General features: G+C 63.8%; 25 protein-coding genes. 13 read left to right on the top strand and 12 right to left on the bottom strand.

The window, feature by feature from the left end:
* Positions 1-68 precede the first annotated feature (68 nt).
* From NKI97_RS04355 to NKI97_RS04400, 10 genes are all read left to right on the top strand, one after another.
* A complete protein-coding gene (locus tag NKI97_RS04355) occupies positions 69-1,199 on the top strand; it encodes an ABC transporter ATP-binding protein (protein WP_023678187.1) in 1,131 nt (376 codons plus the stop codon).
* Complete coding sequence (locus NKI97_RS04360) at positions 1,180-2,343, top strand: ABC transporter substrate-binding protein (RefSeq protein WP_352451301.1); 1,164 nt, start codon at positions 1,180-1,182, stop codon at positions 2,341-2,343. The genes NKI97_RS04355 and NKI97_RS04360 overlap by 20 nt, the downstream gene beginning before the upstream one ends.
* Positions 2,344-2,421: 78 nt before the next feature.
* The gene (locus NKI97_RS04365) at positions 2,422-3,285 is read left to right on the top strand and encodes an ABC transporter permease (RefSeq protein WP_352451300.1); all 864 of its coding nucleotides are present in this window, start codon (positions 2,422-2,424) and stop codon (positions 3,283-3,285) included.
* Positions 3,285-4,097, top strand: a complete 813-nt coding sequence (locus NKI97_RS04370; RefSeq protein ID WP_352451299.1) for an ABC transporter permease — start codon at positions 3,285-3,287, stop codon at positions 4,095-4,097. The genes NKI97_RS04365 and NKI97_RS04370 overlap by 1 nt, the downstream gene beginning before the upstream one ends.
* 13 nt (positions 4,098-4,110) lie before the next feature.
* The gene (locus tag NKI97_RS04375) at positions 4,111-4,872 is read left to right on the top strand and encodes an SDR family NAD(P)-dependent oxidoreductase (protein WP_023678183.1); all 762 of its coding nucleotides are present in this window, start codon (positions 4,111-4,113) and stop codon (positions 4,870-4,872) included.
* Positions 4,873-5,014: 142 nt separating this feature from the next.
* Positions 5,015-6,220 carry a 3-oxoadipyl-CoA thiolase gene (gene pcaF / locus NKI97_RS04380; RefSeq protein WP_352832860.1) on the top strand — a complete coding sequence of 402 codons (1,206 nt, stop codon included), beginning with the start codon at positions 5,015-5,017 and terminating at the stop codon, positions 6,218-6,220.
* Between the two features lie 152 nt (positions 6,221-6,372).
* Positions 6,373-7,404, top strand: coding sequence for a BMP family protein (locus tag NKI97_RS04385; RefSeq protein WP_352451297.1), 1,032 nt, complete (start codon positions 6,373-6,375; stop codon positions 7,402-7,404).
* A gap of 212 nt (positions 7,405-7,616) precedes the next feature.
* A complete protein-coding gene (locus NKI97_RS04390; protein WP_502901491.1) occupies positions 7,617-9,107 on the top strand; it encodes an ABC transporter ATP-binding protein in 1,491 nt (496 codons plus the stop codon).
* A complete protein-coding gene (locus tag NKI97_RS04395; protein WP_352456283.1) occupies positions 9,107-10,162 on the top strand; it encodes an ABC transporter permease in 1,056 nt (351 codons plus the stop codon). Before NKI97_RS04390 ends, NKI97_RS04395 begins: the two co-directional genes overlap by 1 nt.
* A complete protein-coding gene (locus NKI97_RS04400) occupies positions 10,159-11,103 on the top strand; it encodes an ABC transporter permease (protein ID WP_352832863.1) in 945 nt (314 codons plus the stop codon). The genes NKI97_RS04395 and NKI97_RS04400 overlap by 4 nt, the downstream gene beginning before the upstream one ends.
* 14 nt (positions 11,104-11,117) lie before the next feature.
* Here the strand turns inward: NKI97_RS04400 and NKI97_RS04405 are convergent, their stop codons facing one another.
* The gene (locus NKI97_RS04405; RefSeq protein ID WP_352451294.1) at positions 11,118-11,885 is read right to left on the bottom strand and encodes an SDR family NAD(P)-dependent oxidoreductase; all 768 of its coding nucleotides are present in this window, start codon (positions 11,883-11,885) and stop codon (positions 11,118-11,120) included.
* A gap of 264 nt (positions 11,886-12,149) precedes the next feature.
* Between NKI97_RS04405 and NKI97_RS04410 the strand changes: the two genes are divergently transcribed.
* Together NKI97_RS04410 and NKI97_RS04415 are read left to right on the top strand one after the other, a co-directional pair.
* Positions 12,150-12,305, top strand: a complete 156-nt coding sequence (locus tag NKI97_RS04410) for a hypothetical protein (protein WP_023678176.1) — start codon at positions 12,150-12,152, stop codon at positions 12,303-12,305.
* Positions 12,306-12,435: 130 nt separating this feature from the next.
* Positions 12,436-13,380 carry an LLM class flavin-dependent oxidoreductase gene (locus NKI97_RS04415; RefSeq protein WP_352451293.1) on the top strand — a complete coding sequence of 315 codons (945 nt, stop codon included), beginning with the start codon at positions 12,436-12,438 and terminating at the stop codon, positions 13,378-13,380.
* Positions 13,381-13,388: 8 nt separating this feature from the next.
* Here NKI97_RS04415 and NKI97_RS04420 read toward each other — a convergent pair whose 3' ends face one another.
* From NKI97_RS04420 to NKI97_RS04470, 11 genes are all read right to left on the bottom strand, one after another.
* Positions 13,389-13,727 carry a GYD domain-containing protein gene (locus NKI97_RS04420; protein ID WP_352451292.1) on the bottom strand — a complete coding sequence of 113 codons (339 nt, stop codon included), beginning with the start codon at positions 13,725-13,727 and terminating at the stop codon, positions 13,389-13,391.
* 1 nt (position 13,728) lies between these two features.
* The gene (locus NKI97_RS04425) at positions 13,729-14,403 is read right to left on the bottom strand and encodes a cysteine hydrolase family protein (protein ID WP_352451291.1); all 675 of its coding nucleotides are present in this window, start codon (positions 14,401-14,403) and stop codon (positions 13,729-13,731) included.
* A gap of 17 nt (positions 14,404-14,420) precedes the next feature.
* Positions 14,421-15,500 (bottom strand): ABC transporter ATP-binding protein, encoded by a 1,080-nt coding sequence (locus NKI97_RS04430; RefSeq protein ID WP_352451290.1) that lies wholly within the window; start codon positions 15,498-15,500, stop codon positions 14,421-14,423.
* 49 nt (positions 15,501-15,549) lie between these two features.
* Positions 15,550-16,545, bottom strand: a complete 996-nt coding sequence (locus NKI97_RS04435; protein WP_352832868.1) for a dimethylarginine dimethylaminohydrolase family protein — start codon at positions 16,543-16,545, stop codon at positions 15,550-15,552.
* Positions 16,546-16,603: 58 nt separating this feature from the next.
* Positions 16,604-17,401, bottom strand: coding sequence for an ABC transporter permease (locus NKI97_RS04440; protein WP_352451288.1), 798 nt, complete (start codon positions 17,399-17,401; stop codon positions 16,604-16,606).
* Positions 17,398-18,240, bottom strand: a complete 843-nt coding sequence (locus NKI97_RS04445) for an ABC transporter permease (RefSeq protein ID WP_352451287.1) — start codon at positions 18,238-18,240, stop codon at positions 17,398-17,400. Before NKI97_RS04445 ends, NKI97_RS04440 begins: the two co-directional genes overlap by 4 nt.
* Before the next feature lie 71 nt (positions 18,241-18,311).
* Positions 18,312-19,418, bottom strand: coding sequence for an ABC transporter substrate-binding protein (locus NKI97_RS04450; protein ID WP_352451286.1), 1,107 nt, complete (start codon positions 19,416-19,418; stop codon positions 18,312-18,314).
* Positions 19,419-19,554: 136 nt separating this feature from the next.
* Positions 19,555-20,634, bottom strand: coding sequence for a LacI family DNA-binding transcriptional regulator (locus NKI97_RS04455; RefSeq protein WP_352451285.1), 1,080 nt, complete (start codon positions 20,632-20,634; stop codon positions 19,555-19,557).
* 98 nt (positions 20,635-20,732) lie between these two features.
* Positions 20,733-21,683: a dihydrodipicolinate synthase family protein gene (locus NKI97_RS04460; RefSeq protein WP_352749679.1), complete on the bottom strand. Its 951-nt coding sequence runs from the start codon at positions 21,681-21,683 to the stop codon at positions 20,733-20,735.
* Positions 21,673-22,668, bottom strand: coding sequence for a Gfo/Idh/MocA family protein (locus tag NKI97_RS04465; protein ID WP_352832873.1), 996 nt, complete (start codon positions 22,666-22,668; stop codon positions 21,673-21,675). The genes NKI97_RS04460 and NKI97_RS04465 overlap by 11 nt, the downstream gene beginning before the upstream one ends.
* Positions 22,665-23,636 (bottom strand): Gfo/Idh/MocA family protein, encoded by a 972-nt coding sequence (locus NKI97_RS04470; RefSeq protein WP_352832876.1) that lies wholly within the window; start codon positions 23,634-23,636, stop codon positions 22,665-22,667. The genes NKI97_RS04465 and NKI97_RS04470 overlap by 4 nt, the downstream gene beginning before the upstream one ends.
* Before the next feature lie 97 nt (positions 23,637-23,733).
* Here NKI97_RS04470 and NKI97_RS04475 point away from each other — a divergent pair, with 97 nt between their 5' ends.
* Positions 23,734-24,447, top strand: a complete 714-nt coding sequence (locus tag NKI97_RS04475) for a FadR/GntR family transcriptional regulator (RefSeq protein ID WP_031212077.1) — start codon at positions 23,734-23,736, stop codon at positions 24,445-24,447.
* Positions 24,448-24,458 lie beyond the last annotated feature (11 nt).

Raw genomic sequence — 24,458 nt, forward strand, 5'->3', positions numbered from 1 at the left:
AGGTATATACTAGCCGCCATTGGCTCTGATAGCGTTTCGAGACCAACTAGCCGCTGGAGCCCGCAGCTTTGACCGCAGTGCCCGACATCGAGTTTCGCGGGGTCACCAAACGCTACGGCAGCGTGATCGCGGTCAGCGGCATCGATCTTGCCATCCCGCCGTCTGCCTTTGTCGCGTTGCTCGGGCCGTCCGGCTGCGGCAAGACAACCTGTTTGCGCATGATCGGCGGTTTCGAACAGCCAAGCGAAGGTGTGGTATTCATCCGTGGCCGCGACATGGCCGGCACGCCGCCCTATCGGCGGCCGGTCAACATGGTGTTCCAGCAATATGCGTTGTTTCCGCATCTGGATGTGGCGGACAACGTCGCCTATGGCCTACGCCAGGCGCGGCCGCGCCTGTCGTCGCGGGAGATCAGCCTGAAGGCAGGCGAGGCGCTCGCCATGGTTCGGCTTGCCGGCTATGGACGCCGCAAGATCCATGAGCTTTCCGGCGGCCAGCAGCAGCGTGTCGCCCTGGCGCGGGCGCTGGTCAACAAGCCGGCGGTGCTGCTGCTCGACGAGCCCCTGGCGGCGCTCGACAAGAAGCTGCGCACCGACATGCAGATAGAGCTGCAGAACCTGCAGCGCGAGATCGGCATCACCTTCGTCCTGGTCACCCACGATCAGGAAGAGGCACTGTCGATGAGCGATTTCGTCTGCGTCATGAATGGCGGGCGCATCGTCCAGCTTGGGCAGCCGAGCGAAATCTACGACGAACCCGCCGACCTCTTCGTCGCCGATTTCGTCGGCAAGACCAATCTCTTGAGCGGCAAGGTCGTCGGGCTCTCGGGCAAGCTCGTCGAGGTAGCGCTTGCCGACGGCACCGTCATCGCCGCGCGCAAGCGCACTTCGCTAGCCCAGGGCGAAGCCGTCTCGGTAAGCCTGCGTCCTGAATCCTTAAGTCTCGGCGCGCCCGGAAGCGGCCGGCTGAACGGGCTTGTCCGCAACCGGATCTTTCTCGGTTCCACCGCGGAATATGCAATCGAGGTCCAAGGCATCGGGACGCTGCTCGCCAAGGCCGATCATCTGGTTGGCGGTGGAAATCTCTTCAAGCCGGGTGAACCCGTCGCCGTCGGCTTTACAGCCGGAACGCCGCTGGCGTTTCCGGAGAATAACGGGACCAACCAGAGGGAAAACAAAAATGTCGAAATCGTATCGTGACGGACTGCCGATAAGCCCTGAAAAATTCGTCGACCAGTTGATGCGCCTCAAGCGCGGTTCCATCGGCCGCCGCGAGTTCCTTGGCCTCACCGGCCTAGGCATCGCAACGGCAGTAATGGCCCGCGAACTCGGCATCATGCCGTCGCCAGCCTTCGCCCAGGAGGGGCTTGGCGACCGCATGTCGATTGCCACCTGGCCCAATTATCACGACCCGGCGACGTTCGAGAATTTCAAGGCCGAAACCGGCGTTGCCGTCGAGGTGAACGTGTTCGGGTCAAACGAGGAGATGCTGGCCAAGCTGCAGGCCGGCGCCTCGGGCTGGAGCCTTTTCGTTCCGACCAACTACACGATCTCGACTTACAAGAAGCTTGGCATCATCGAAGCCCTGGATATGGCCAAGCTTGCCAATTATGACGGCTCGCAAGAAGACCCGCGCTTCACTGGGGAAGGCACCATCGACGGGGTGACCTACGCTGTGCCGAAGAATTGGGGCACCACCGGATTTGCCGTCAACACCAAGAAACTGACCAAGCCGATGACGAGCTGGAAGGAATTCTGGGACACGGCCATGGCGGAGGGCGACGGCCGGACCATGGTTCATGATTACCAGCTGACCACGATCGGCAACGCGCTGAAATATTTCGGCTTCTCGTTCAACTCGCTGAGGCCGGAGGAACTCGCCAAGGCGGAGGAATTGCTGCTGAAGGTCAAGCCGCATCTGTTCGCGGTCTCTAGCGACTACCAGCCGTCGATGCGTGCCGGCGACGCGTGGATGACGATGTGCTGGACCAATGACGGGGCGCAGCTCCACCGCGACATCCCCGAAATCGCCTACGTGCTTGGCAAGGAAGGCGGCGAGATCTGGACCGACTTCTACGCAATACCCAAGGATGCGCCGAACAAGCCTGCCGGCTATGCCTTGCTCAACTATTTGATGAACCCGAAAGTCGCGGTCAAGGAGCACCTGGCCAACGGTGCGCCTTCCACCGATGCGCGGGTCAATGCGCTGCTGCCCAAGGAGGTGCTGGACAATCCGATCCTCTATCCGGCGGCGGATCTGCTGAAGCCGCTCGAATTCGGTGCGGCTGCGACGCTAACCGATCCGGGCCGGGCCGAATTGATGGCACGCTTCAAGTCGGCTTGAACCGGGCAGGCCACAGGCTCGATGCAGGCAACTCCCCGGCGGACAGATGTCCGCCGGCACCCGGGCGGCTTTTTTTCAATGCGCAGCAACGTCCTCCGTCACAATCTCCTGACCGCCCTGCTGCTCGGTCCAGCAACGGCGTGGCTGGTGGTGTTTTTAGTTTTGCCGTTCGTGGCGATTGCCGTTTTCAGCGTCGGCGAGCGGGCGCCGGAAGGCGGCTATCAGGCCGCTTTCACCTTGGCGCAGTTTGCCAATCTTCCGGCGCGGGCGACCGCCTTCTGGAACACCATGGTGCTGGCGCCGGCGGGCGCACTGGCCTGTCTTCTCGTTGCCTATCCGGTCGCCTATTACCTCGCTTTGCGCGCACCCGAACGGTGGCGGCTGATCCTGCTGGCGCTTGTCGTCATCCCGTTCTGGACCAGCCTGCTGATGCGAACCTATGCCTGGATGTATGTGCTTGGCGGGCGCGGCATCCCAGCTCTGCTGGCCTATGTCGGGATGGAGGACGTGCGGCTGATCAACACGCCGGGAGCGGTTCTGCTCGGCATCGTCTATGGTTATCTGCCGCTGATGATCCTGCCGATCTATGTCAGCCTCGAGCGGCTCGACCGCCGGCTGCTGGAGGCCTCCGCCGATCTCGGCGCGACGCCGATCTCGACATTCCTCGGCGTGACGCTGCGGCTGTCGCTGCCAGGTGTGATGACCGGCTTCTCGCTGGTCATGATCCTGCTGCTCGGCGAATATCTGATCCCGACGCTACTCGGCGGCGGCAAGGTCTTCTTCATCGGCAACGCGCTGGTCGATCTGTTCCTGCAATCGCGCAACTGGCCATTCGGATCGGCAATCGCCATCACACTTGTGGCGGTTTCAGTGGTCGTGCTGCTTGCCGCGAACCGCATTTCGACCCGGCTTTCGGGTGCCCGCCGGGTGGACCTGATCTGATGCGTGCCTTCGTCGTTGCAGTCTTTGCCTTTCTCTACCTTCCGATCGCGCTGGTGGTGCTGTTTTCGTTCAACGCCGGCCACCACGCCAGCGAGTTCACTGGCTTCTCGGTGCAATGGTACGGCAAGGCCCTGGCAAACCCGTTCCTGGTCGAAGCGCTGAAGAACAGCCTGTTCATCGCCACGACCAGCGCCTTGCTGGCGGCGCTGTGCGGCACGGCCGCCGCGCTTGGCCTGGCGCGTGTCGGCGTGCGGACGCGAGCCGTGTTCGATGCGCTTTTGGGTGCTGCGATCGTCGTTCCTGGTGTCGTCATCGGCATCTCGACGCTGGTCGCGCTGGTCCAGCTATTCGGGGTGGTCAACCCGTTTGTCGCTTCGCTGTGGCCGAACGACCAGCCACCGCGCCTGGCGCTCGGCTATGGCTCGATCATCGCCGCGCACGGGCTGTTTTCGATGGCGCTGGTGGCGATGATTGTCGGCACGCGCCTCGGCAGCCTCGACCGCAATCTGGTCGAGGCCTCGAGCGATCTTTACGCCACCCCGCTGACGACGTTCCGCAGCATCGTGTTGCCGCAGATCATGCCGGCGGTGATCGCCGGCTTCCTGCTCGCCTTCACATTCTCCTTCGACGATTTCATCGTCGCCTTCTTCGTCGCCGGCGCACAGACGACATTGCCGATCTATGTCTTCGCCTCGATCCGGCGCGGGGTCACGCCGGAGATCAATGCCATCGCGACGATCGTGCTCGTCGCCTCCGTTTTGCTCGTGGTGCTTGCCCAATGGCAACTGCGGCAACGAAAACCATCACACTGAAAGATAAAAAAACATGATTCTGAGAGATCGCATCGCCGTGGTGACGGGTGCCGGGTCGGGGATCGGGCGTGCCGGCGCCATGATGATGGCCAGGGAAGGCGCGCTCGTGGTGATCGCCGACAGGGACCAGGCGGCGGGGGAAGCAACCGCTTCCGACATTCGTGCGGCCGGCGGTCGGGCCGAGGCCGTCGCCACCGACGTCGGCGAGGATGCGGCGGTCGAGCAGCTCATTGCGGGAACGCTGGGCCGGCATCGGCGGATCGACATCCTGCACAATCATGCCGGGATCCAGGTCGGCGGCACGCTGACCGAAGTCGGCGCCGACGGCATGGATGCCTCCTGGCGGATCAATGTGCGGGCGCAGTTCCTCGCGGCCAGGCTGGTCATGCCGTCGATGATCGCGCAAGGCGGCGGGGTGATCCTGAATACCGCCTCGAATTCGGGTGTGTTCTACGACCGCGAAATGATCGCCTACGCAACGTCAAAACATGCAGTGGTGGCGATGACCCGGCAGATGTCGCTCGACTATGCCAAACACAATGTCCGCATCAACGCGCTGTGCCCCGGCTGGGTCGATACGCCCTTCAACGAGCCGTTCATCGCGCAGATGGGCGGGCGGGCAGCGATCGAGAACTATGTCCGCACCAAAATTCCCATGCAGCGCTGGGCCAGCGCGGAGGAAATCGCCGAAGCGATCCTGTTCCTCGTCTCCGACCGCTCGTCCTTCATGACCGGTCAGGCGCTGGTGATCGACGGTGGAGAAAGCATCGGCTGATCCGCCGCTCCCGGCGGGCGGCAGCTGAAATTCTCTTTGGCCTAACGGCCGGCGGCGAGATGTGCTTTCGTCTCAAGGAGAATGCGGCCAACATGGCTGGGTCGCGAGCAGAAACCATCAGCGCAAACGGGAAGGCTGCATAATGGCCGAGGCCTATATCTGCGACTACATCCGCACGCCGATCGGACGCTTCGGCGGTTCGTTGTCGGCGGTCCGTGCCGACGATCTCGGCGCTATCCCTCTGAAGGCGCTGGTCGAGCGCAATCCAAACATCGACTGGGCTGCCATCGACGACATCGTCTATGGCTGCGCCAACCAGGCCGGCGAGGACAATCGTAATGTGGCGCGCATGGCGCTGCTGCTGGCCAGCCTGCCCAAGGAGGTTTCGGGCTCGACCGTCAACCGTCTCTGCGGTTCGGGCATGGATGCGGTGATAATTGCTGCCCGCGCCATCAAGGCCGGCGAGGCGGAGCTGATGATATCAGGCGGCGTCGAATCGATGAGCCGCGCTCCGTTCGTGCTGCCGAAGGCAGAGACCGCCTTTTCGCGCAATGCCGAGATTTACGACACCACGATCGGCTGGCGCTTCATCAATCCGCTGATGAAGAAGCAATACGGCGTCGATTCGATGCCGGAGACCGGCGAGAACGTGGCGGAAGAGTTCGCTGTCTCCCGCGCCGACCAGGACGCATTTGCCGTGCGCAGCCAGGACAAGGCTGTAGCCGCACAAGCCAATGGCCGGCTGGCAAAGGAAATCACGCCGGTGACGATCGCGCAGCGCAAGGGCGATCCGGTCGTTGTCGACAGAGATGAGCATCCCCGCGGGGGCACGTCGATCGAAGCGTTGGCCAAGTTGCCGACGCCGTTCCGACAAGGCGGCACGGTTACGGCCGGCAATGCCTCGGGCGTCAATGACGGCGCCGCGGCGCTGATCATCGCCTCGGAAGCCGCCGCGAAAAGATATGGGCTGACGCCGATCGCCCGTATTCTGGGCGGTGCCACCGCCGGCGTGGCGCCGCACATCATGGGTATCGGCCCGGTGCCGGCCACGCAAAAGCTGTGTGCCCGGCTCGGCCTGACGCCGCAACAGTTCGATGTCGTCGAGCTCAACGAGGCCTTCGCCTCGCAAGGCATCGCCGTGCTGCGCCAGCTCGGCATTGCCGAGGATGCGGCGCACGTCAACCCGAATGGCGGTGCCATCGCGCTCGGCCATCCGCTCGGCATGTCCGGAGCGCGCATCACCGGCACGGCGGCATTGGAACTGCGCGAACGCGGCGGCCGCTACGGCCTCGCCACCATGTGCATCGGGGTCGGCCAGGCGATCGCGGTGGCGCTGGAGAGATTGTGAGCAAGCGTCGATTTGCCGGGCCATTTAATGGCGCGTTCCGCCCACTCAAATTTGACCATGTGGACAAAAGCCGGGCACCGCTCCATAGTTCCTTCGCCGATATTCCAGAGAAGAGAGCCGGCTCGACACGGCGCCAATCAGAGGGGCATGCAATGGACAACGGGAAGAGCAGAATCCAATCGAAACGCGAAGGGCTTTCGCGACGCAACGTGCTGGAGCTGGGCGCGCTCGGCCTAGCGGCAGCGATGCTGCCTGGCAGCGCCTTTGCCAAGACCAAGAAGCTGAAAGTGGCGGCGATCTTCGCCACGCCGATCGAGGAGCCGTGGGACAACCAGATCCATGTTGCCCTGCAGAAGGCCGAGAAGGAACTCGGCATCGAATACAAATGGTCGGAGAAGGTGCAGACCGCCGATTTCAGCCGCGTCATGCGCGAATATGCGCAAGGCGGCTATGAGCTGGTGCTGGGCGATGCCTTCGCCGCCGAGCGCGAATCGCGCAGGACCGCCAAGCAGTTCCCGAAGACCGCCTTCCTGTTCGGCTCCGGCGCCGGGCCGGCCGAGCCGAATTTCGGCGTTTTCGACAACTGGATCCATGAGCCGGCCTATCTGTCCGGCATGATCGCCGGAAAGATGTCGAAGTCAGGCACGATCGGCGCCGTCGCGGCGATGGGCATTCCGGAAGTGAACCGGCTGGTCAACGCCTTCTTTGCCGGCGCCAGAGAGGTCAATCCCAACATCAAGAAGAAGGTCGCCTTCATCGGCTCGTTCTTCGATCCGCCAAAGGCAAAGGAAGCGGCTGTCGCCCAGATCGACGCAGGCGTCGACGTCATCTATGCCGAGCGCTTCGGCGTCATCGAAGCGGCGGCGGAGAAGAAGATCCTCGCCATTTCCAACATGTCGGACCAGTCGAGCCTCGGCCCCGACACGGTGATCACCGGGCCGGTCTGGGATATGTATCCGACCGTCGAGCAGGCGATCAAGCTGGTCAAGGCCGGCGTCTTCACCGCGCAGGATTACGGCGATTTCTCGCGCATGGCCAAGGGCGGCTCCTACCTCGCGCCCTACCACAAGTTCGACAAGACGCTGCCGGCCGAGGTCAAGGAACTGGTCGAGAAGAAGAAGGCCGAGATCCTCGACGGCAATTTCCGCGTCGACGTCGATGAGAATACGCCGGTCTCAGACTGAGCGGCGCATCCCTCCCCCTTGAGGGGAGGGTGGCCCGCAGGGCCGGGTGGGGTCCTCGGCGACGCGCTCCATCTTTTTCGGTCTAAACGTCGAGGCAGCTGAGGGGACCCCTCCCGCCTCGCTTCGCTCGGCACCCTCCCCTCAAGGGGGAGGGATATCGGCGTCAACGCCACCAGGATCCCGCCTTGTCAACGCCTGCCCCTCTCATCGAAATGCGCGGCATCTCCAAGAGCTTTGGCGCCGTCAAGGCGAACGAGGCCGTCGATCTCAGTGTCGCGCCGGGTGAAATCCTCGGGCTGCTCGGCGAAAACGGCGCCGGCAAGACGACGCTGATGAACGTGCTGTTCGGCGCCTATGCGCCCGATGCCGGCGAGATCCTGGTGCAGGGCCGGTCGGTGGCGATCAACAGTTCGGCCGATGCGCTGGCCGCCGGCATCGGCATGGTGCACCAGCATTTTCATCTCGCACCGCGGCTTTCGGTGCTGGAGAACCTCTTGATCGGCATTCCCGGCAGATCGGGCCGGATCGACCGCGCCGGCGGGCTGGCGCGGCTCGCCGAGATCGGCCGCCAGCACGGGCTGACGCTCGACCCGGACCTCCCCGTCTCGGCGCTGTCGGTCGGCGAGCAACAGCGGCTCGAAATCGTCAAGGCGCTGTTTCGCGGCGCAAGGCTGCTGATCCTCGACGAGCCGACGGCGGTGTTGGCACCAACCGAGGTCGACGGGCTGTTTTCGGCGCTGCGCTCGATGGCGGCACAAGGGCTCGGCATCATTTTCATCTCGCATAAGCTCAACGAGGTGCGAGCGCTGACGCATCGCTGCGTCGTGCTCCGGCATGGGCGCGTTGCCGGCCGCGTCGATGCGCCGGCCAGCACCACGTCGTCGGAGATGGCGCGGCTGATGTGCGGCCACGAGATCGTGCCTCCGGCCAGAGGACCGTCGATGCCGGGTGCGGCCGTGCTGACCCTCGACGGTATCTCGACATCGCATCATTCCGGCATGGCGCTGCGCGATGTTTCGCTGTCGGTTCGTGGCGGCGAGATCCTCGGCATCGCCGGCGTCTCCGGCAATGGCCAGCGCGCGCTTGCCGAGGTCATCTCCGGCGTGCGTGCGCCCGATGCCGGGAAGATGACCATAGCCGGCAAAACAGTTTCGCGGTTCTCGCCGAGCACAGTCCAGGCGCTCGGCCTCGGCCGCATACCGGAAGACCGCATGACGACCGGACTGGTCACCAATCTGCCGCTCGCCGATTCGATGGTGCTGCCGCGCATCGGCACGGCGGCGTTCAGCCGCAACGGCCTGCTCAAGCCGGATGCGATCCGCGCCTTCGCCGAGGCACAGATCAAAGCCTACGATATACGTTGCCCCGGGCCGATGACGCGCGCCGGGGCGCTTTCCGGCGGCAATCTGCAGAAGGCGCTTCTGGCGCGCGAACTCGCCTTCGATCCGAAGGTGCTGATCGTTTCGCAGCCGACTCGCGGCCTCGATATCGGCGCCGCGCGCTTCATCCACGAAAAATTCCTCGACATGCGCGCCAAGGGCTGCGGCATCGTCGTCATCGGCGAGGATCTGGAAGAGTTGCTGATGCTCTCGGATCGTATCGCGGTGATGTATGAGGGCCGCATCGTCGGCACGCTGGACAGCGCCGACGCCAGCATCGCCAGACTCGGGTTGATGATGACCGGAGCGGAGGGCCATGCCTGATGTTCCGTCTCGAGGCCCGCACCTCAACGCCCGCCTGGTTCAATCTGGCGCTGCCGCTGCTCGCCATCGGCGCGACGCTGATCCTGTGCAGCGGCCTCATTGCACTGGCTGGCGCCGGCGTGATCGAGGCCTATGGCGTTATGTTTTCGGCGTCGCTGGGCGACAGCTACGCCGTCACCGAAACGCTGGTGCGTGCCGCGCCGATGATCTTCACGGGACTTGCCGTGGCAGTCGCCTTCCGCGCCAAATTCTGGAATATCGGCGCCGAAGGGCAATTGCTGGCTGGTGCGGTGGCGAGCTGTGCCATCGGTGCAATCCCGATGCCGGGGCCGCTCGCCATGCTGCTGATGGCGCTGGCGGGCGCTGCCGCCGGCGCGGCCGTCGCCCTGATCCCCGCCACGCTGCGGGTAAAATTCAGGGTCGATGACGTGGTCAGCTCGCTGCTGCTCAACTCGGTCATTTTCTACGCACTGATGGCGCTGATCGAGGGGCCATGGAAGGACAGTTTCAGCGGCTACCCGATCTCGCCGCCGATCGAGGATACGGCCAATTTTCCGGTGCTGCTCGAAGGCACGCGGCTGCATCTCGGGGTCGTCGCGGCGCTGGTCGCCGCACCGGTCATCTGGCTCGTGGTCGCGCGCACCACGCTCGGCTTCCGCATCAGGGTCACCGGCGAAAACCCCGAGGCGGCGCGCTATGGCGGCATCAATGTTGGGCGGGTGCTGATTTCGACGGCGCTGTTGTCTGGCGCATTGGCCGGCCTTGCGGGCGTCGGCGAGGTCGGCGGCGTGCATTTCCAGGTGATGAGCGACATCTCGCCGGGCTATGGCTATTCCGGCATCGTCGTCGCCATGCTGGCGAGGCTCAATCCGCTCGGCGTCGTGCCGGCGGCGATCTTCCTTGCCGCGGTGATGACCGGCGCCGAGGCGATGTCGCGGGCGACCGGCGTTCCGGCCTTCCTCAGCGATGTCATCCAGGGAACGGCGCTGCTCGCCATGCTGGTGGCGCTGCTGTTCACCGCCTATCGCCTCCGTCGCGTGGGAATAGCCAAATGAGCGTGGTGCTGGAACAGATCTTCCAGGTCGGCTTCCTGGCCGCGATCATCCGCATCGCCACGCCGCTGGCCTTTGCGACGCTGGGCGAGATGTTCTCCGAGCGCGCCGGCGTGCTCAATCTCGGCATCGAAGGCATCATGCTTTTGTCGGCAATGACCGGCTTCACCGCGGCGAGCCTCAGCGGCAGCCTCTGGCTCGGCGTGCTCGCGGCGGTGCTGACCGGGTCGCTGATGGGCGCCGTGCACGCGCTGTTCACTGTAGCGCTCGGCCTCAGCCAGCATGTCTGCGGCATCGGCGTGACGCTGTTCTCGTCGGGCCTTGCCTATTTCCTCTACCGGCTGATCTTCGGACAGCAATCGGTGCCACCGAACATCAAGGGGTTCGAGACGCTGCCGATCCCGATCCTGTCCGACATACCGGTGCTTGGGCCGGCGGTGTTCAACCAGTTTTCGCTGGTCTACATGGCGATGCTGGCCATACCGCTGGCCGCCTTCGTGCTCTACCGCACACCTTGGGGCCTGTCGGTGCGCATGGTCGGCGAAAACCCGCGTGCCGCCGATTCTGCCGGCGTCAGCGTCATTGCAACACGCTTCCAGGCGGTGATCCTCGGCGGTGCCTTGATGGGACTGGCCGGTGCCTTCCTGTCGATGGCGCAATTCAACGCCTTCACCTTCGGTGTGGTTTCGGGGCGTGGCTGGGTGGCAATCGCGCTCGTCGTTTTCGGCCGCTGGGATCCGTGGCGATCGGCAGGCGCGGCACTGCTGTTTGCCTTCGTTGACGCCTTGCAGTTGCGTATGCAGGCGAGCGGGCTTGGCCATATCCCCTACGAGGCCTTCCTGATGCTGCCGTTCATCTTCACCATCGTCGCTATGGCGGTGATGTCGCGCAATGCGGTGGCCCCGTCGGCGCTGCTCAAGCCGTCCCGGCGCGAAGAGCGGTAGCGGCGCTTCGCCTTTCACATCGCGGTGAAGCCGTTATCGACGAACAGATGGGCGCCGTTGACGAAGCTGGCCTCGTCGCTGGCCAGGAACAGGGCTGCCTTCGCGACCTCTTCCGGCTCGCCGATCCGCCCTTGTTGCGCCGCCATTGCCGCGTCGGAGACATCGACGCCGAGTTTGTCGAGATCGGCGACCTCGCGCAGGCCATGCGGTGTCCTGATGAAGCCTGGACAGACCGCATTGCAGCGGATGTTGCGGTCGCGGAACTCGACGGCGATGGCGCGCGCGAACATGTGGCAGGCGCCCTTGGTGGTGTCGTAAAGCACCTCCATCGGCGTCGCCGCCACCGCCGAGATCGACGAGGTGCAGACGATGGAACCACCGCCGGCGGCGATCATGCCGGGCAGCACGGCGCGCGTCATCAGGAACATCGAACGCACATTGACGGCATGCAGCCAGTCCCATTCCTGCAGCGTGGTCTCCAGGAAGGGTTTGATGACGATGGTGCCGGCGTGGTTGAACAGAACCGTAACCGGGCCGAATTTTTCCGTCGCGCCCTTCACCGCCGCTTCGACCTGCGCCTCATCCGATACGTCGGCGACCCAGTGCTCGGCGACATGGCCGCGTTGCCTGATTGCCGCTGCGGTAGCCGCCGCCGCTTCGCCGTTGCGGTCGACGATCGCCACCTTGGCGCCCTCGGCCGCGAAAAGCTCCGAGGCCGCACCGCCCATTCCCGTCGCGCCGCCCGAAATGATGGCGACCTTGCCGGCCAGTCTTGTCCCCATGGTTTGCTCCCTGCTGCCTTGCCGTGACGTCGCGGCTTTCCGCTAAAGCGATGCTATCCCTCATCCATTGGATGGCCAAGGAGCCACAGACACGTGGACCTGACGTTTCCTGCCGTCACCCCGGCATGCCGCAAAAGGCAGCGCTAAGCAGTAAAAGCACTAATGTGTCTATCATTTGGAGAAAATTGTTCTAAGGATCGCGCGAAAATAGCACTCGACAAAGTCTACTGATTTTATAGATTAAGCGCCGAGACGGAGGTCGATATGTCCTATAGCCAGAACGCTCAGACTGCCCGCAAAGGCCAAAGGCTGGGTTCCGACCAGGTTTGGCGGCCGGCCTATGCCGGCGCTTTCGCCTATCTCGTCTTTGCCCTTGCGTTTGTATTCACCGGGGCAGTGGTACTGGGGCTGATCCCCTGATTGTCAAGGCTCTGATCATCGAGGCTTCCTCGGGATAGCGGCCTGCCGTTTGCAGAAATTCCGGAGTTGATGAACCGAATGCCGGTGTGCATTTGCGCGCCCTGATTCCAACGTGATGGAGGAGATGGCAATGCCGATCGAGTTCACGCATGTTCCCGGTAAGATCCACGCTGCCGACGCCAGCTTTTTCTATGACTTTGTCGAGACCGCGACGAAGCTGTCACTGATCGAGGATGCTGGATTCCAGAGGATCGTCATCGACGACCAGGCCGGGCTGCTGACCAATATGGACCTTGCCGCCCAGACGCTGGACCGGACCTCGTCCCTGGAGGTCGTGCTCACGCATTGGGCAGGCGTGATCGAACCAACCGTGGCGGCGCGACAACTCGCTGCCCTCGACGCGAGAAGCGGTGGCCGGCTGTCGCTCAGGATGCTCAGCGAGCCGCTGAGCGACGACGATGCCGAGGCACGTCCGGCCGGCCACACAGTGGTCTGGCAACGCATTGATGAATATCTGGTGCTGCTGAAGCGATTGTGGTCGAACGACAGGCCGTTCGACCATGAAGGCACCTTTTACAGCATCAAAGGCGGCTATGTGCCGCGCAAGGGGCCGCATGGTGCCGATGTGACCATCCGCATGGGCGGGCAGTCGGGCACTGCGCTCAGGGTCGCGGGCAGGCATGCGGACGTGTTCGAGCTGGCACCTGGCTCGCTTGCAGAAATCCACCAGTCAATGGAGCGCGTACGCGGCGCTGCTGCCGAACACGGCCGGGCCGGCAAGCTGCGTTTCGCGCTTCCCGTCCGAATCCGTTCGGAAGACAAACCGGCCGCTTCCTGCCAGAAGGCGCTCGAACTTGCCGGGCCGCCGGCGCAGGTCGCGCTTTCGCTGCTTTCCTACGCCGCTTTGGGGATCACGGAGTTCATGATCGTCGGCGTCGACAGGCCACGCGAGATTGCGACCGCCGGCCGCGAGGCGATCGCACTGCTGCGCAATTCGCTGGCGCGTCGCGAGGCCGATGTCTCCCAACCCGGCGCGTTTGCATCGCGCCCGACCCCGGAAGCACGCGCCGGCTGAAGCGCCGGTCATCTCAGGACCCGTCCGACAATCGCGCCGAAAGCCGGCGGGTCGAATGCCGGCAGGATCAGCGGTTCGACGAAACCGTCGCGCCGGGCCGTCAGCACATATTGCAGCATGGCCTCGTTGCTTGGCATTTCGAAGATCTGGACGAAGTCATAGGCGCCGAGCGTGGCATAGAAGGCGACCGATCGTCCGCCGAGTGCTGCAACGCGCTCCTCGCTGACTTTCCTGCGATCGGGGCTGCCGGCCAGTTCCGCCAGCCCCTTGTCCGTCAAGCGCATCAGCGAAACGTAAAGTTGGTCGGTCTGGGTTGCGGCGGCTGTGCCGGCGGTCTCTTCGAGCATATCAGTGCACCTTGCCGGAGATTTGCGAAAGCGCCGCGATAACGGCGGCTGAATCGGTCAGCGCGCCGAAGATGCCGTTCTCGACCGTCACCATGTGCAGGGCTGCCTCATGCGCTTTCTGGTCGCCGCTGGCGCAAGCATCCGAGATGGTCAGGCACTGGAAATTGCGGTCGCAGGCCTCGCGCAAGGTCGTGTGCACGCAGACGTCGGTCGTGCATCCCGAAAACAGGAGATGCGTGATGCCTTGCGCGCGCAGCACATGCTCGAAATCCGTGTAGGTGAAGGCGCTGTTGCAGGTCTTGTCGACGATGATGTCCTCAGGCGCGACGTCGATCTCCGGAACGATCTGGAAGCCAGGGCCGGAGCGCAGCAGGATTTCGGTTCCTTCGAGGCCGGCCCGCTTGCGCCGCCATTTCTCGTAGGGCGTCATGTCGGCCATATCCGGCCGATAACCTTGCCTGGTGTGGATGATCCTGAGACCGGCCGCGCGGGCTGCCGCGATCAGCCGGCTGACCGTCGGCAGGATGGCTCGCAGCGGGCTCGGATCGTAGCCCTGCTTGGCGAAATAGCCTGTCGTCGACAGGAAATCCTCCTGCAGATCAATGACGACGAGGGCCGTATGTTCGGCAACCAGCCTGCCGTCATAGGGAAAATCGAAAGGTGTCGCCTTGATCATGGGGCTCTCTCGGGAGGTCAGGGCATCGAGATTTCGTTCGGCAGGACGCCGATTGCGGAGGGATGTATCCGGCAATCGACAGTTTGTCCGGGCATGACCGCGACGGTCGCTTCCGAGCGCAGCGTCGCGACCATCTCTTCGCCGGCCGTCGTCCGGAGCACGATGCGTTCGAGCGCGCCGACAAAGGAATTCTCGACCACTGTCGCCCGGAAGCCGATCTCATCGCCTGACGCCTGCCCGATGCGGATCTCCTCGGGGCGCACCCATACCGTCAGGCGATCGCCGGGCCGCTCGCGGCTGCCCTTTCGGAGGGGGAAGCCGAAGCGCGCGCCGAACGCCTCGACCATCGTCTCATCGTCATCGGCGCGGTGGCCGGTCAAAAAATTGTTCTCGCCGAGAAAACCGGCGACGAAGCGCGTCGACGGTTTCTTGTAGAGGTCGCGCGGCGGTCCGATCTCGACGATGCGGCCATGATTGAACACAGCGATACGATCGGACATCGCGATCGCCTCTTCCTGATCGTGGGTGACGTAGACGAAGGTCACCCCGGTCTCGCGATGCAGCCGCTTCAACTCCTTCTGCATCGTCTCGCGCAGCATACGGTCGAGCGCCGAAAGCGGCTCGTCGAGCAGCAGGATGCGCGGCCCGAAGGCCAAGGCGCGAGCGATGGCGACACGCTGCTGCTGGCCGCCCGACAGTTCGCGCGGCTTGCGCTCGGCCAGATTGTCGAGGCCGACCAGCGACAGCATCTCGGTCACCCGCGTGGCTATCCTTGCCTTCTCCCATTTGCGGACCCTAAGCGAGAAGGCGATGTTGTTGGCGACGGAGAGATGCGGGAACAGCGCATAACCCTGGAAGACGAAGCCAAAATTGCGGTCCTCCGGGTCGACACGGGTGATATCCCTGCCGTCGAGGCTGATCGTGCCCTTGCTCGGCGTGGTGAAGCCGGCCAGCGACATCAGCAAGGTCGTCTTGCCGGACCCGGAAGGCCCGAGCAAGGTGACGAACTCTCCTGCTTCGACCGAGAGGTTGATCCCGGTCAGCGCAGTGACCTTGTCGTAGGTCTTTGCCAGATCGTCGATGACCAGCAATGCCATGTCAGTCCGGGGTCATATCAGTTTCGGGCCATATCAGTTCGGGACCATGTCAGATCGGGTCCCTGATCAGCGGCGCCGTCGAGCAATGCAGGCCACCGCCGCCAAGCTCGACCGTCTCGTAGTTGCAGGTCAGCACGGTGATGCCGGCGGCATCGAGCCTGTCCGCCAAGCGCTTCGAGCGGCTGCCATGCATGATGACGCGACCGGGCGCGACGGCCAGGCAGTTGAGCGACATGGCGCTGTCTTCGGGAGGCAGTTCGATCATCTTGATGCCGCGCTTGTCCAGATATTCGATGAACGGGTAAGGAAGTTCGTTGACATTGACGATCGCCGTCTCGACGTCGACCATAATGAAGGCGCCGTCGATGTGAATACGGTATCCCGGCATCGGCACCTTGATCAGCGTCACGCCGAGGCCGGCGAGGATGCTTTCGACCTGCCGCACCCCTTCCGGATTGCAGGCGATGCTCACCGTGCAGACGGCCGTCTTGGCATCGATGAAGGCAAAGCCGCCGCCTTCGAAGACGGCCGAGCCGTGGATGGTTCCGAGGATCGGACATCCGGCCTTGGCCAGCGCCCGCGTCACCGGCAGTTCCTCGCCGCGGCGCACCCGCCGGGCCAGGCGGGTGACGATGGCGCCGCCCGGAATGCCGATGACGCTGTCACGGGTGTAGATCTGCTTCATCGCTCCAGGAGCGGCCTTGTCGACGAGGATGACGTCGACGCCTTCCGAACGCAGCAAATTGGTGAACTCGTCATGGGCGCGCTGCATGGCGGGCAAATCGGGCATCGTCCGGCCCATCCAGTACCAACCCTTTTCCGGATCGCCGAAGCCGCCGATTTCAGGCATCGGCTTGTTTTCGACCACGGAAAGCTCGTCGCCGGGCCTGTGCATCAGCACAGCGCGCAACCGGCCGACATCGTTCGAGCAACCCCAATGGCGGCCCCATACCGGGATCTGTTCCTCAGCCGTATCGAAGCCCGGCTCGGGGACGGAGCCGAATATGCTGAAGAACTTGTTCTCGCGGTATTCGTTGTCGCTCATTGCGGTGCTCATAGGCCTTCCTTTCCTTTCGATTGTTCCCGGCGGCGGGGTGCTTGAACTAGGATCTCTGGTGCCGGCGTTCGGTCAGCGCGCGTGCGGCAAGCGCCAGCACGGTTATGACGAGCAGGACGGTAGCGATCGCCGCCAGCGCCGGATCGACCGCATCCTGGATGCTGGTCCAGATGCGGCGCGGCAGCGTGACGACGGCGCGCCCGGTGATGAAAAGCGTCACCGTGATCTCGTCCCAGGAGGCGACGAAGGCGAGCAGCGCGCCGGCGGCAACGCCCGGAACGATGTTGGGCAAGATCACCTTGCCGAACACGGTCATCGGCCTGGCGCCGAGGCTTCTCGCCGCCTGCACCAGCTTCTGGTCGAGATTGGAGAGCGAGGCACCGATGGCCAGCACGGTCAGCGGCAAGGCCAGCACGACATGCACGAGAATGACGCCGGTGTAGCTGTCGAGCAGCGACAGCCGCGCCCACAGCTTGACCATGCCGACGGCGTAGATGATCGGCGGCACGATCATCGGCGACAGCAGAAGGATGCGCATCAACGACGGCCACCAGCCTCCTGCCGCCCAGGCGCCAACGGCGAAGGCGACACCGAGCGCCGTGGCAATCGCGGCGCAGGCGAGCGCGATGCCGGCGCTGGTCAGCATGCTGGGAAGCCAGCCCTTGCTCCAGTCGGCAAGCGCCGCGAAATGCTGCATCGAAATGCCGTCCTGCGGCAGCGACAGATAATCGCGGTCGGTCAGTGCGACCGGGATCACCACCAGGATCGGAACGAACAGGAAGCCGAGCAGGCACCAGGCCAGCAAGCGCGGCAGGCCAACTTCGATGATGCGCCGGGGCTTCATTGCTGCGGCCTCGCGACGAAGGCGGCGCGCAGCGCCGGGCTGCGCATGGCGGCAAAGACGATGATGCCGACCACCAGAAGCAGCATGGTCGACAGCGATGTTGCCAGGTCCCAGCGCGAGGTGCTCGAGATCTGCACCGAGATGTATTCGGCGATCATCAGGGTCTTGCCGGCGCCGAGCAGGGCGGGCGTGACGAGGAAGCCAAGCGAGAAGACGAAGACGAACAGTGTCGCCAGCGCAATGCCGGGCAGGCTAAGCGGCAGCCAGACGCGCCAGAAGATCGTTGCCGGCCGCGCGCCCAGCGAGCGTGCCGCCTGCATGATGCGGCGGTCGATGTCGGACAGATTGGCGTAGAGCAGCAGGATGGCGAACGGCATCATGTAGTGCACCATGCCGATGGTGACGCCGAAAAGGTTGTAGACAAGGTCGAGCGGCGTCGAGATCACGCCCGTACCCGTCAGCGCGCTGTTGAGGACGCCGCGGCGCCGCAGGATGGTGATCCAGGAAAACGCCCTGACCAGCACAGATATCCAGAACGGCACCAGCACCAGGAACAGCGAGATGCGGCGCCAGCCGGCCGACATATGGATGATGGCGAAGGCGACGATGTAGCTCGCCAGCACGGTCAGCACCGTGGTCATGACCGACACTTTGAGCGTCGTCATGACGACGCGGCCGACCGCGGCATTGGCGAACAGGCTCTGGTAATTGGCAAAACCCGGCTTCGGCTCGGTCAGGCTCAACGCAAGAACCTGCAGGATCGGCGCCGCATAGAGGCCGATCGCCACCAGGCTGGCGGGAACCGTCAGCAGCAGGGCTGTTGTCTTGAAATTTCGCATTGGATCAAATTCGCATCGGATGAGGGCCGCCGCCTTGCCGGTGGCAGCCCTTCCCTGTCGGCTCGCCCCTCTCAGCTCGAGATGAAGTCCAGGTACTTGTTCTGGAGCTCGGTCTCGTGTTCCGCGTAATAGGCGGGATTGAGCATGATCTGCGAGGCAGCATTCTCCTTCGTCGTCGGGTTCACGGCCGCGTCCTCCGGCGTCATCAAGGCCAGCGTCTTAGGGTTGGAAGGCCCGTTGCCCATGATCTGCAGCAGCACCAGCTGGCCGGCCGGATCGAGCGTCGAATTGATGAATTCGAACACTTTCTTGCCGGCGGGATTGCCCTTGGGAACCGACCACGCGCTGGCCGAAAGGATGTTCTGCTCCCAGATCCACTTGAACTTGTCGGGCGTTTCCTTGTGCAGGAGATTGGCGCGGGTGTGCCAGATGTTGCCCATCACGACCTCGCCCTCGCGGAACAATTGCTGGGTCTGAGCGCCGCCTTCCCAGAAGATGATGTCGGCGAGCATAGGCTTGAGCTTCTTGAATGCCCGGTCGACGTCGAGCGGATACAGGTCGGCGGGCGCGACACCGTCCGCCATGAGCACGAATTCGAGCTGGCCCTGGATCCATTTGCACATGGTGCGCTTGCCGGGGAACTTTGCCGTGTCGAAGAAGTCGGCCCAGCCGGTGGGTGCTGCACCCTTGGTTGCGTCGGCGTCATAGGCGAGCACGTTCGAATAGACATAATTCGAGACGCCGAACTCGCCGGCGAAATTCTCCGGCACCTGCGATTTGTCGACGATCGTGTAGTCGATCTTCTCGACCAGATTGCCTTTGCCCAGCGTCAGCGAATCGATCATGCCGCCGTCGGTGGCATCCCAGATGACCTTGCCGGACTCGACCATGGCCCGGATCGTGCCGATCGCAGGCCCCGCCCCGTCGATCACCACCTTCATGCCGCTCTTCTTGGTGAAGGGGTCGCCATAGGCTTTGGCGAAGGCATCCGCCGCCGCACCGCCCCAGTTGCAGACGACGATTTCGGAGGCATCGGCCAAGGCGATGCCCGGCTTCAAGGCGCCCGCAAGGCCGAGGCCGCCGAGTGCGACGAGGAACGAGCGGCGATCGATTTCACCGCGCGTGAATTTTTCCAGCGCGATCTCAGCCGCGTCTTGTGCGAAATGCGAGATTGTCATTGTTCATTCTCCCATTGTTGATGTTGACTGCAGGTTTCGCGGATTTGATCCGTCTCTGTTGTCTTTCTGGGCCATGACCTTTCCGAAAACCGGTTCCCACTTTTCGCTGACGCGGACCTTCGGTTCGGATCATGGCCTAGGTTCCCACTCTCGTCAGCGATCGGTTTTCCGCCGAGGCGTTTCCAGTCAGTTTCCAATGTGCCTTACGAGGCGCGGCCACGGAGTGGCGCACGACAAGCTTCACCGCGACCGGCGCCGCATCAGGTATCTCGGCACCGTTGATGTGGTCGATCAGCAGGCCGACCGCCCGACGGCCGAATTCCTCCGCGGACTGACGGATGGCCGTCAGCGGCGGATCAAGCAGGTCGACATTGCGGATGTCGTCGAAACCGACCAGCGACAGATCGGCGGGCACACTGATGCCGAGCTTGCGGCAGCCTTGCAAAATCCCCAGCGCCAGCATGTCGGCAGAGGCGAAGATTGCGGTCGGTGGATTGTCGAGCGCAGCGAACCGCAGGATGGCGCGCAGGCCGGACTCTTCGTCATAGTCGCCGAAAAAGACGTGGTCTGGATCCAGCTTCACGCCTGTGCGCTCGAGGCATTCCTCGAAGGCTCCGAACCGCTCCTTGCTGCTGAGCAGCGCCGGCGGGCCGCCGACAAAGGCGATCGCGTTGTGGCCATTATCAAGAAGATGCTCGGTCGCCAGCCTGGCGCCGCGACGATTATCGGCAAACAGGCGCGGCGCAATGGCGCCGGGCACATCCTCGTCGACCAGGACGACGTTGCTGCAGGCATTGATCTTCTGGACCAGCGCGCCGTCGTCCGGGTGGTTGGTCATCAGCAGGATACCGTCGACCTGCGCGTCGTCGATGCGCGACAGGAAGCCCAGTTCCTTGGCGGCCATGTTGCGGCTGTTGAACATCACCAGGCTGTAGCCGAGCCGGCTTGCTTCTTCTTCCGCCGAACTCGCGATGGCGGCGAAAAATGGGTAGGAGATGTCGGAAACGATCAAGCCGATGGTTTCGCTGCGGCCCTTGCTGAGGCGCCGCGCGATGGCGTTGGGCCGATATTCCAGTTCCGCAACCGCTGCCCTGATGCGCTCGCTGGTTTCCGCCGGCAGCTTTATGCGGCCGTTCAGATGGCGCGACACGGTGGTGACCGAGACGCCAGCCGCATGCGCGACATTCCGGATCGTCGATGCGGTGGGTTTCTTCATGAGGCGACTGTGCTCAGCGTTCCCGATAGGCGAGGATTTCAGCACAGGAAATTGCGCTTGTAAACCGCTTTACTAAACCGGTTTCGTAAAATCGAACATTACCACCATTCGGGGAAGGTCGCGTAAGCGGCCTTGGCCAGCGTCGGGATCTCCTCGTCGGGAACCGAGTTGTAGGGCCAGAGCAATCGCGGGCCGAGCGGCGCCCAGCCGCCGGCCGCCGCCATCGCCTTGTCGAGTGCTGCATCGCTGACATCGTAACGGGTGCGAAACGGTAGGACATGTGCGGCGAGGAAGGCCTGTATGCGGGCCTCGACCTCGGCAGCGGCGGCCATGTCGGTGCGGATTATCTGCCACCACATCATCGCGCCCTTCGGGTTGAGGCAGGCAACGTTGGAATAGCTGCCATGGGCCCCTCCAGCATAGCCTGTTGCCAGCGTGTGGCCGGGGACGAAGACGGAAAATCCGTCCAGTTTGCGGCGCATGTCGGCATACCAGCCGGCGTCGCCGCCCGGCAGCTTGGCGCCGACCAGCGATGGCACGGCCGCACGCAGACTGGCGATGCCGTCGAGCGTCAGGTGGCGCTTGGCGTGCGGCGGATTGTAGAGCACCAGCGGCGTTTCAGGCGCGGCGTCGCAGAGGCCGCCGGCAAAGCGCATGACCTCGTCGTCGCTGGGCGGCCACCAGTCGGGCAGCGTGAACTGCACCGCTGCCGGGCGAAGTCCGGCTACCCGCGTCAGTCGCTCCAGCGCGACGCGCGGATTGGACTGGCTGATGCCGATCTGGAAAGGAAGGCGCGCGCGGCCGGCTATGGTTGCGACCAACTCACAAAGCCGGTCGAATTCGGGCTCGGTCTGGCAATGGAATTCGCAGGCGGTGCCATTGGAATAGACGCCATCGACGCCTGAGGCGCAGAGCCGGGCGATCGTCTCTTCCGTCGCCTGCCAGTCGATCGCTCCGCGATCGTCGATGGCCAGCATCACCGCGCCCCAGATGCCGCGCGGTGCGTGTGCGGGCAAGCGGGCCAGATGGTCGTCGAGGTCAGCGTCCACCGGCGATCTCGTGTTCGCGGCGGGTTTCGTTCGACGCGAGGGCAGCCTCGATAATGGCGATGATCTTGCGCGCATAGATGCCGTCGACCGGCACCGGCGTGTCATCGGCAATGGCATCGCGCATTGCGCTCCATTCGCGCACCAGCGCGTTATGCATCCAGTTCGGCTCAAAGGAACCGGGCAGCTCGGTCCAGACCGTATCGCGGCCAAGCATCGTGCCGCGGTCCATGTCGATGCGCAGCGTTCCCTGCTCGCAGATAAGGTCCATGGCGTAGGTCGTAGCGCCGGTGCGGTACCCGACGCTCTGCACCTGGCCGATGCCGCCGCCGGCGAAGCGCAGTCCGAGCAAGGCGGTATCGTCTGCTTCCTGGTCATGGAACTTGGCGCCGAGCATGCCGCTCACCGACACGACATCATCATCCATCAGCCAGACCAGGCGATCGACCGCGTGGATGCCGGCCGTCAACAGCATGCCGCCGCCGGTCGCCTTGCGCAGATGCCAGTCGCGGCGATTGTGCTCCATCCACAGCTTGATGATCCAGCTCGATCCGGCGAGAGGCCGGCCGAGCTCGCCTTCCTCCAGAATTTGCCTGGCCGCCATGCAGGGCAGGGCGAAATGCATGAGGTGGGCGACCATCAGCTTGACGCCACCCTTGGCCACGGCGGCGTTGATCGCATCGCAGGCAGCCACCGTCGGCGCCATCGGTTTTTCGAGCAGGATATGCTTGCCGGCCTTTGCCGCGCCGATGGCCATTTCGGCATGGAGATGGTGCGGGCTGGCAATGAGGACCGCATCGACCTCCTTGTCGTCCAGCAGCCTTCGCCAGTCCGCGTAGCCGCGGCCGCCATGTTCAGCGGTGAATTGCTGCAGTGCGTCGGCATTTCCTCGAGAGGCGGCGACGAGGCGAATGCCGCCAACCTCAGGGATTGCCCGCGCATGGGCTGCGCCGAAATCGCCGGCGCCGATAATTCCTATTCCAATCATGGTCCTGCCTTTTGATAAGCGGCGTCGATCAGCGACATCGCCGCAACATAATCTTCGATGGACACCGGCGGAGGCGCCTTTCTGGCCAGCCGGTCAAGCGTATCGCGCATGAACAGACGATAGCGCGTTGCCGGCAGTTCGACCGGCAAGTCGACGATTGCCGCGTCGTCGAGCGTTGCGCAGATAACATGGTCGCCATGATCGATGAGGGTGGCATTGGCACTGACGATACGCCACTCGAAGTCACCGCCGGGGCGCATCGAAGCAAAGGTGTAACCGGCCTCGACGATGAACAGCGCGCCGGCCTCGTCTTCCAGCACCAGAAGTGCGTGATCCTCGACCGGGCCGGGATGGATGCGGTTCGCGATCGAAACGCTTTTCAGGCCGAGCTTGCCGGTTGCGAGGCTGAGTGCCGCGTCGACGCCGTGTATGCCGAGATTCCTCAATGCACCCCCGCCACCAACCGCCGGGTCGAGCACCCAGGCGACACCGTCGGCGATGTAGCGTTGCGGCGGGCCGTTGACCAGCCGGAACTGGCAATGCGCCACGGGGCCGGCGCGACCTTGCCGGCGCAGCCGTTCAAGGCCGGCAACGGCCGGCCCGAAACGGTTGGGCAGGGGAACAGCGACAAAAGCCTGGTGCTGCCTGGCAAGGTCGCGCAGCGCCATCAGTTCCCTCGTATGGCTGGCCGCCGGCTTCTCCAGGATCAGCGGTATCCTTGCCGCGATGATCGCACGTGCCAGCGCCGGCACCATCGAAGGGTGCCCCATCAACAGGATCACATCCGGCGGGCTGGAGAGTATCTCCTTGAAATCTTCGATAAACGGCAGGTCGTGGTGCGCGGCGAACGCTTGCGCTTGGCCAGGATCCTCGTCCCAGATACCGGCGATCTCCGTGCCATAAAAGCGTGCGGCGTCGAGGTGTATTTCGGCGTGCCAGTGGCTCGAGCCGGCGAGGGTAATCTTCATACGGAGGCAGCAGGTTTGTTATGGGCTTGCAGGATATCCTACAAGTGGCTATACGACAAGCGGCGGGCAAGCTTCAGCGGATGATGAAAGCAGTGGGATGGCGGAACTGAAGTCGATCGAACCGTTGAGCAGACCACCGCTGCTTCACGTCACCGTGCAGGAAAGCCTCAGGGCCTATATCGAAAGCAACCAGCTCAAGGCAGGCGATCCCCTGCCGCCGGAGACGTTCCTGGCGCAGCGGCTCGGCGTCGGCCGCAACTCCGTGCGCGAAGCCATCAAGGCGCTGGAATCGATCGGCATCCTGGAGACGCGACGCGGCATCGGCGTGTTCGTCAAGGAGTTCTCGTTCAAGCCGCTGCTGGATAACCTGGCCTACGGTTTGCAGGATTCGCTGCGCGATGTCGAAGAGCTGCGCGAAATCCGTCGCGTGCTGGAAACCGGCCTCATCGCCAAGACGATCGAGATGATCAGTGCCGAGGACATCGAGGCGCTGCGCCAGTTGACCGAGCGCATGCGGCAACGTGCCGAGCGCCATGAGAGCTTCGCCGAAGAGGACCAGCAATTCCATCAGCTGCTGTTCCGCTGCCAGAACAATCACATGCTGAGCGCGCTGATCGACATCTTCTGGACGGCGTTCAACAAGGCCTCGAATTTCACCAATCTCGATAATCCGACGCCGCTGGCGACATGGCGCGACCATCATGAGATCGTCGAGGCTGTCGCGGCCAAGGACGTCGACCAGGCGCGTCGGCGGCTCGACGACCATTACCGGGGGATCCAGCAGGTTATCGCAAAAAACCGAACAAGCTGAAGAACAACCTG

The organism is Mesorhizobium sp. M0296, from assembly GCF_040321675.1.
Lineage (GTDB): Bacteria > Pseudomonadota > Alphaproteobacteria > Rhizobiales > Rhizobiaceae > Mesorhizobium.

Excerpts from the sequence above, each read along its gene's own strand:
- NKI97_RS04450 (WP_352451286.1), bottom strand. The coding sequence starts at position 19,418 with ATGACAATCTCGCATTTCGCACAAGACGCGGCTGAGATCGCGCTGGAA.
- NKI97_RS04415 (WP_352451293.1), top strand. The coding sequence starts at position 12,436 with ATGCCGATCGAGTTCACGCATGTTCCCGGTAAGATCCACGCTGCCGAC.
- NKI97_RS04420 (WP_352451292.1), bottom strand. The coding sequence starts at position 13,727 with ATGCTCGAAGAGACCGCCGGCACAGCCGCCGCAACCCAGACCGACCAA.
- NKI97_RS04465 (WP_352832873.1), bottom strand. The coding sequence starts at position 22,668 with ATGATTGGAATAGGAATTATCGGCGCCGGCGATTTCGGCGCAGCCCAT.
- pcaF (WP_352832860.1), top strand. The coding sequence starts at position 5,015 with ATGGCCGAGGCCTATATCTGCGACTACATCCGCACGCCGATCGGACGC.
- NKI97_RS04410 (WP_023678176.1), top strand. The coding sequence starts at position 12,150 with ATGTCCTATAGCCAGAACGCTCAGACTGCCCGCAAAGGCCAAAGGCTG.
- NKI97_RS04475 (WP_031212077.1), top strand. The coding sequence starts at position 23,734 with ATGGCGGAACTGAAGTCGATCGAACCGTTGAGCAGACCACCGCTGCTT.
- NKI97_RS04375 (WP_023678183.1), top strand. The coding sequence starts at position 4,111 with ATGATTCTGAGAGATCGCATCGCCGTGGTGACGGGTGCCGGGTCGGGG.
- NKI97_RS04405 (WP_352451294.1), bottom strand. The coding sequence starts at position 11,885 with ATGGGGACAAGACTGGCCGGCAAGGTCGCCATCATTTCGGGCGGCGCG.
- NKI97_RS04365 (WP_352451300.1), top strand. The coding sequence starts at position 2,422 with ATGCGCAGCAACGTCCTCCGTCACAATCTCCTGACCGCCCTGCTGCTC.
- NKI97_RS04470 (WP_352832876.1), bottom strand. The coding sequence starts at position 23,636 with ATGAAGATTACCCTCGCCGGCTCGAGCCACTGGCACGCCGAAATACAC.
- NKI97_RS04455 (WP_352451285.1), bottom strand. The coding sequence starts at position 20,634 with ATGAAGAAACCCACCGCATCGACGATCCGGAATGTCGCGCATGCGGCT.
- NKI97_RS04435 (WP_352832868.1), bottom strand. The coding sequence starts at position 16,545 with ATGAGCGACAACGAATACCGCGAGAACAAGTTCTTCAGCATATTCGGC.
- NKI97_RS04400 (WP_352832863.1), top strand. The coding sequence starts at position 10,159 with ATGAGCGTGGTGCTGGAACAGATCTTCCAGGTCGGCTTCCTGGCCGCG.
- NKI97_RS04425 (WP_352451291.1), bottom strand. The coding sequence starts at position 14,403 with ATGATCAAGGCGACACCTTTCGATTTTCCCTATGACGGCAGGCTGGTT.
- NKI97_RS04390 (WP_502901491.1), top strand. The coding sequence starts at position 7,617 with ATGCGCGGCATCTCCAAGAGCTTTGGCGCCGTCAAGGCGAACGAGGCC.
- NKI97_RS04370 (WP_352451299.1), top strand. The coding sequence starts at position 3,285 with ATGCGTGCCTTCGTCGTTGCAGTCTTTGCCTTTCTCTACCTTCCGATC.
- NKI97_RS04395 (WP_352456283.1), top strand. The coding sequence starts at position 9,107 with ATGTTCCGTCTCGAGGCCCGCACCTCAACGCCCGCCTGGTTCAATCTG.
- NKI97_RS04360 (WP_352451301.1), top strand. The coding sequence starts at position 1,180 with ATGTCGAAATCGTATCGTGACGGACTGCCGATAAGCCCTGAAAAATTC.
- NKI97_RS04430 (WP_352451290.1), bottom strand. The coding sequence starts at position 15,500 with ATGGCATTGCTGGTCATCGACGATCTGGCAAAGACCTACGACAAGGTC.
- NKI97_RS04385 (WP_352451297.1), top strand. The coding sequence starts at position 6,373 with ATGGACAACGGGAAGAGCAGAATCCAATCGAAACGCGAAGGGCTTTCG.
- NKI97_RS04445 (WP_352451287.1), bottom strand. The coding sequence starts at position 18,240 with ATGCGAAATTTCAAGACAACAGCCCTGCTGCTGACGGTTCCCGCCAGC.
- NKI97_RS04440 (WP_352451288.1), bottom strand. The coding sequence starts at position 17,401 with ATGAAGCCCCGGCGCATCATCGAAGTTGGCCTGCCGCGCTTGCTGGCC.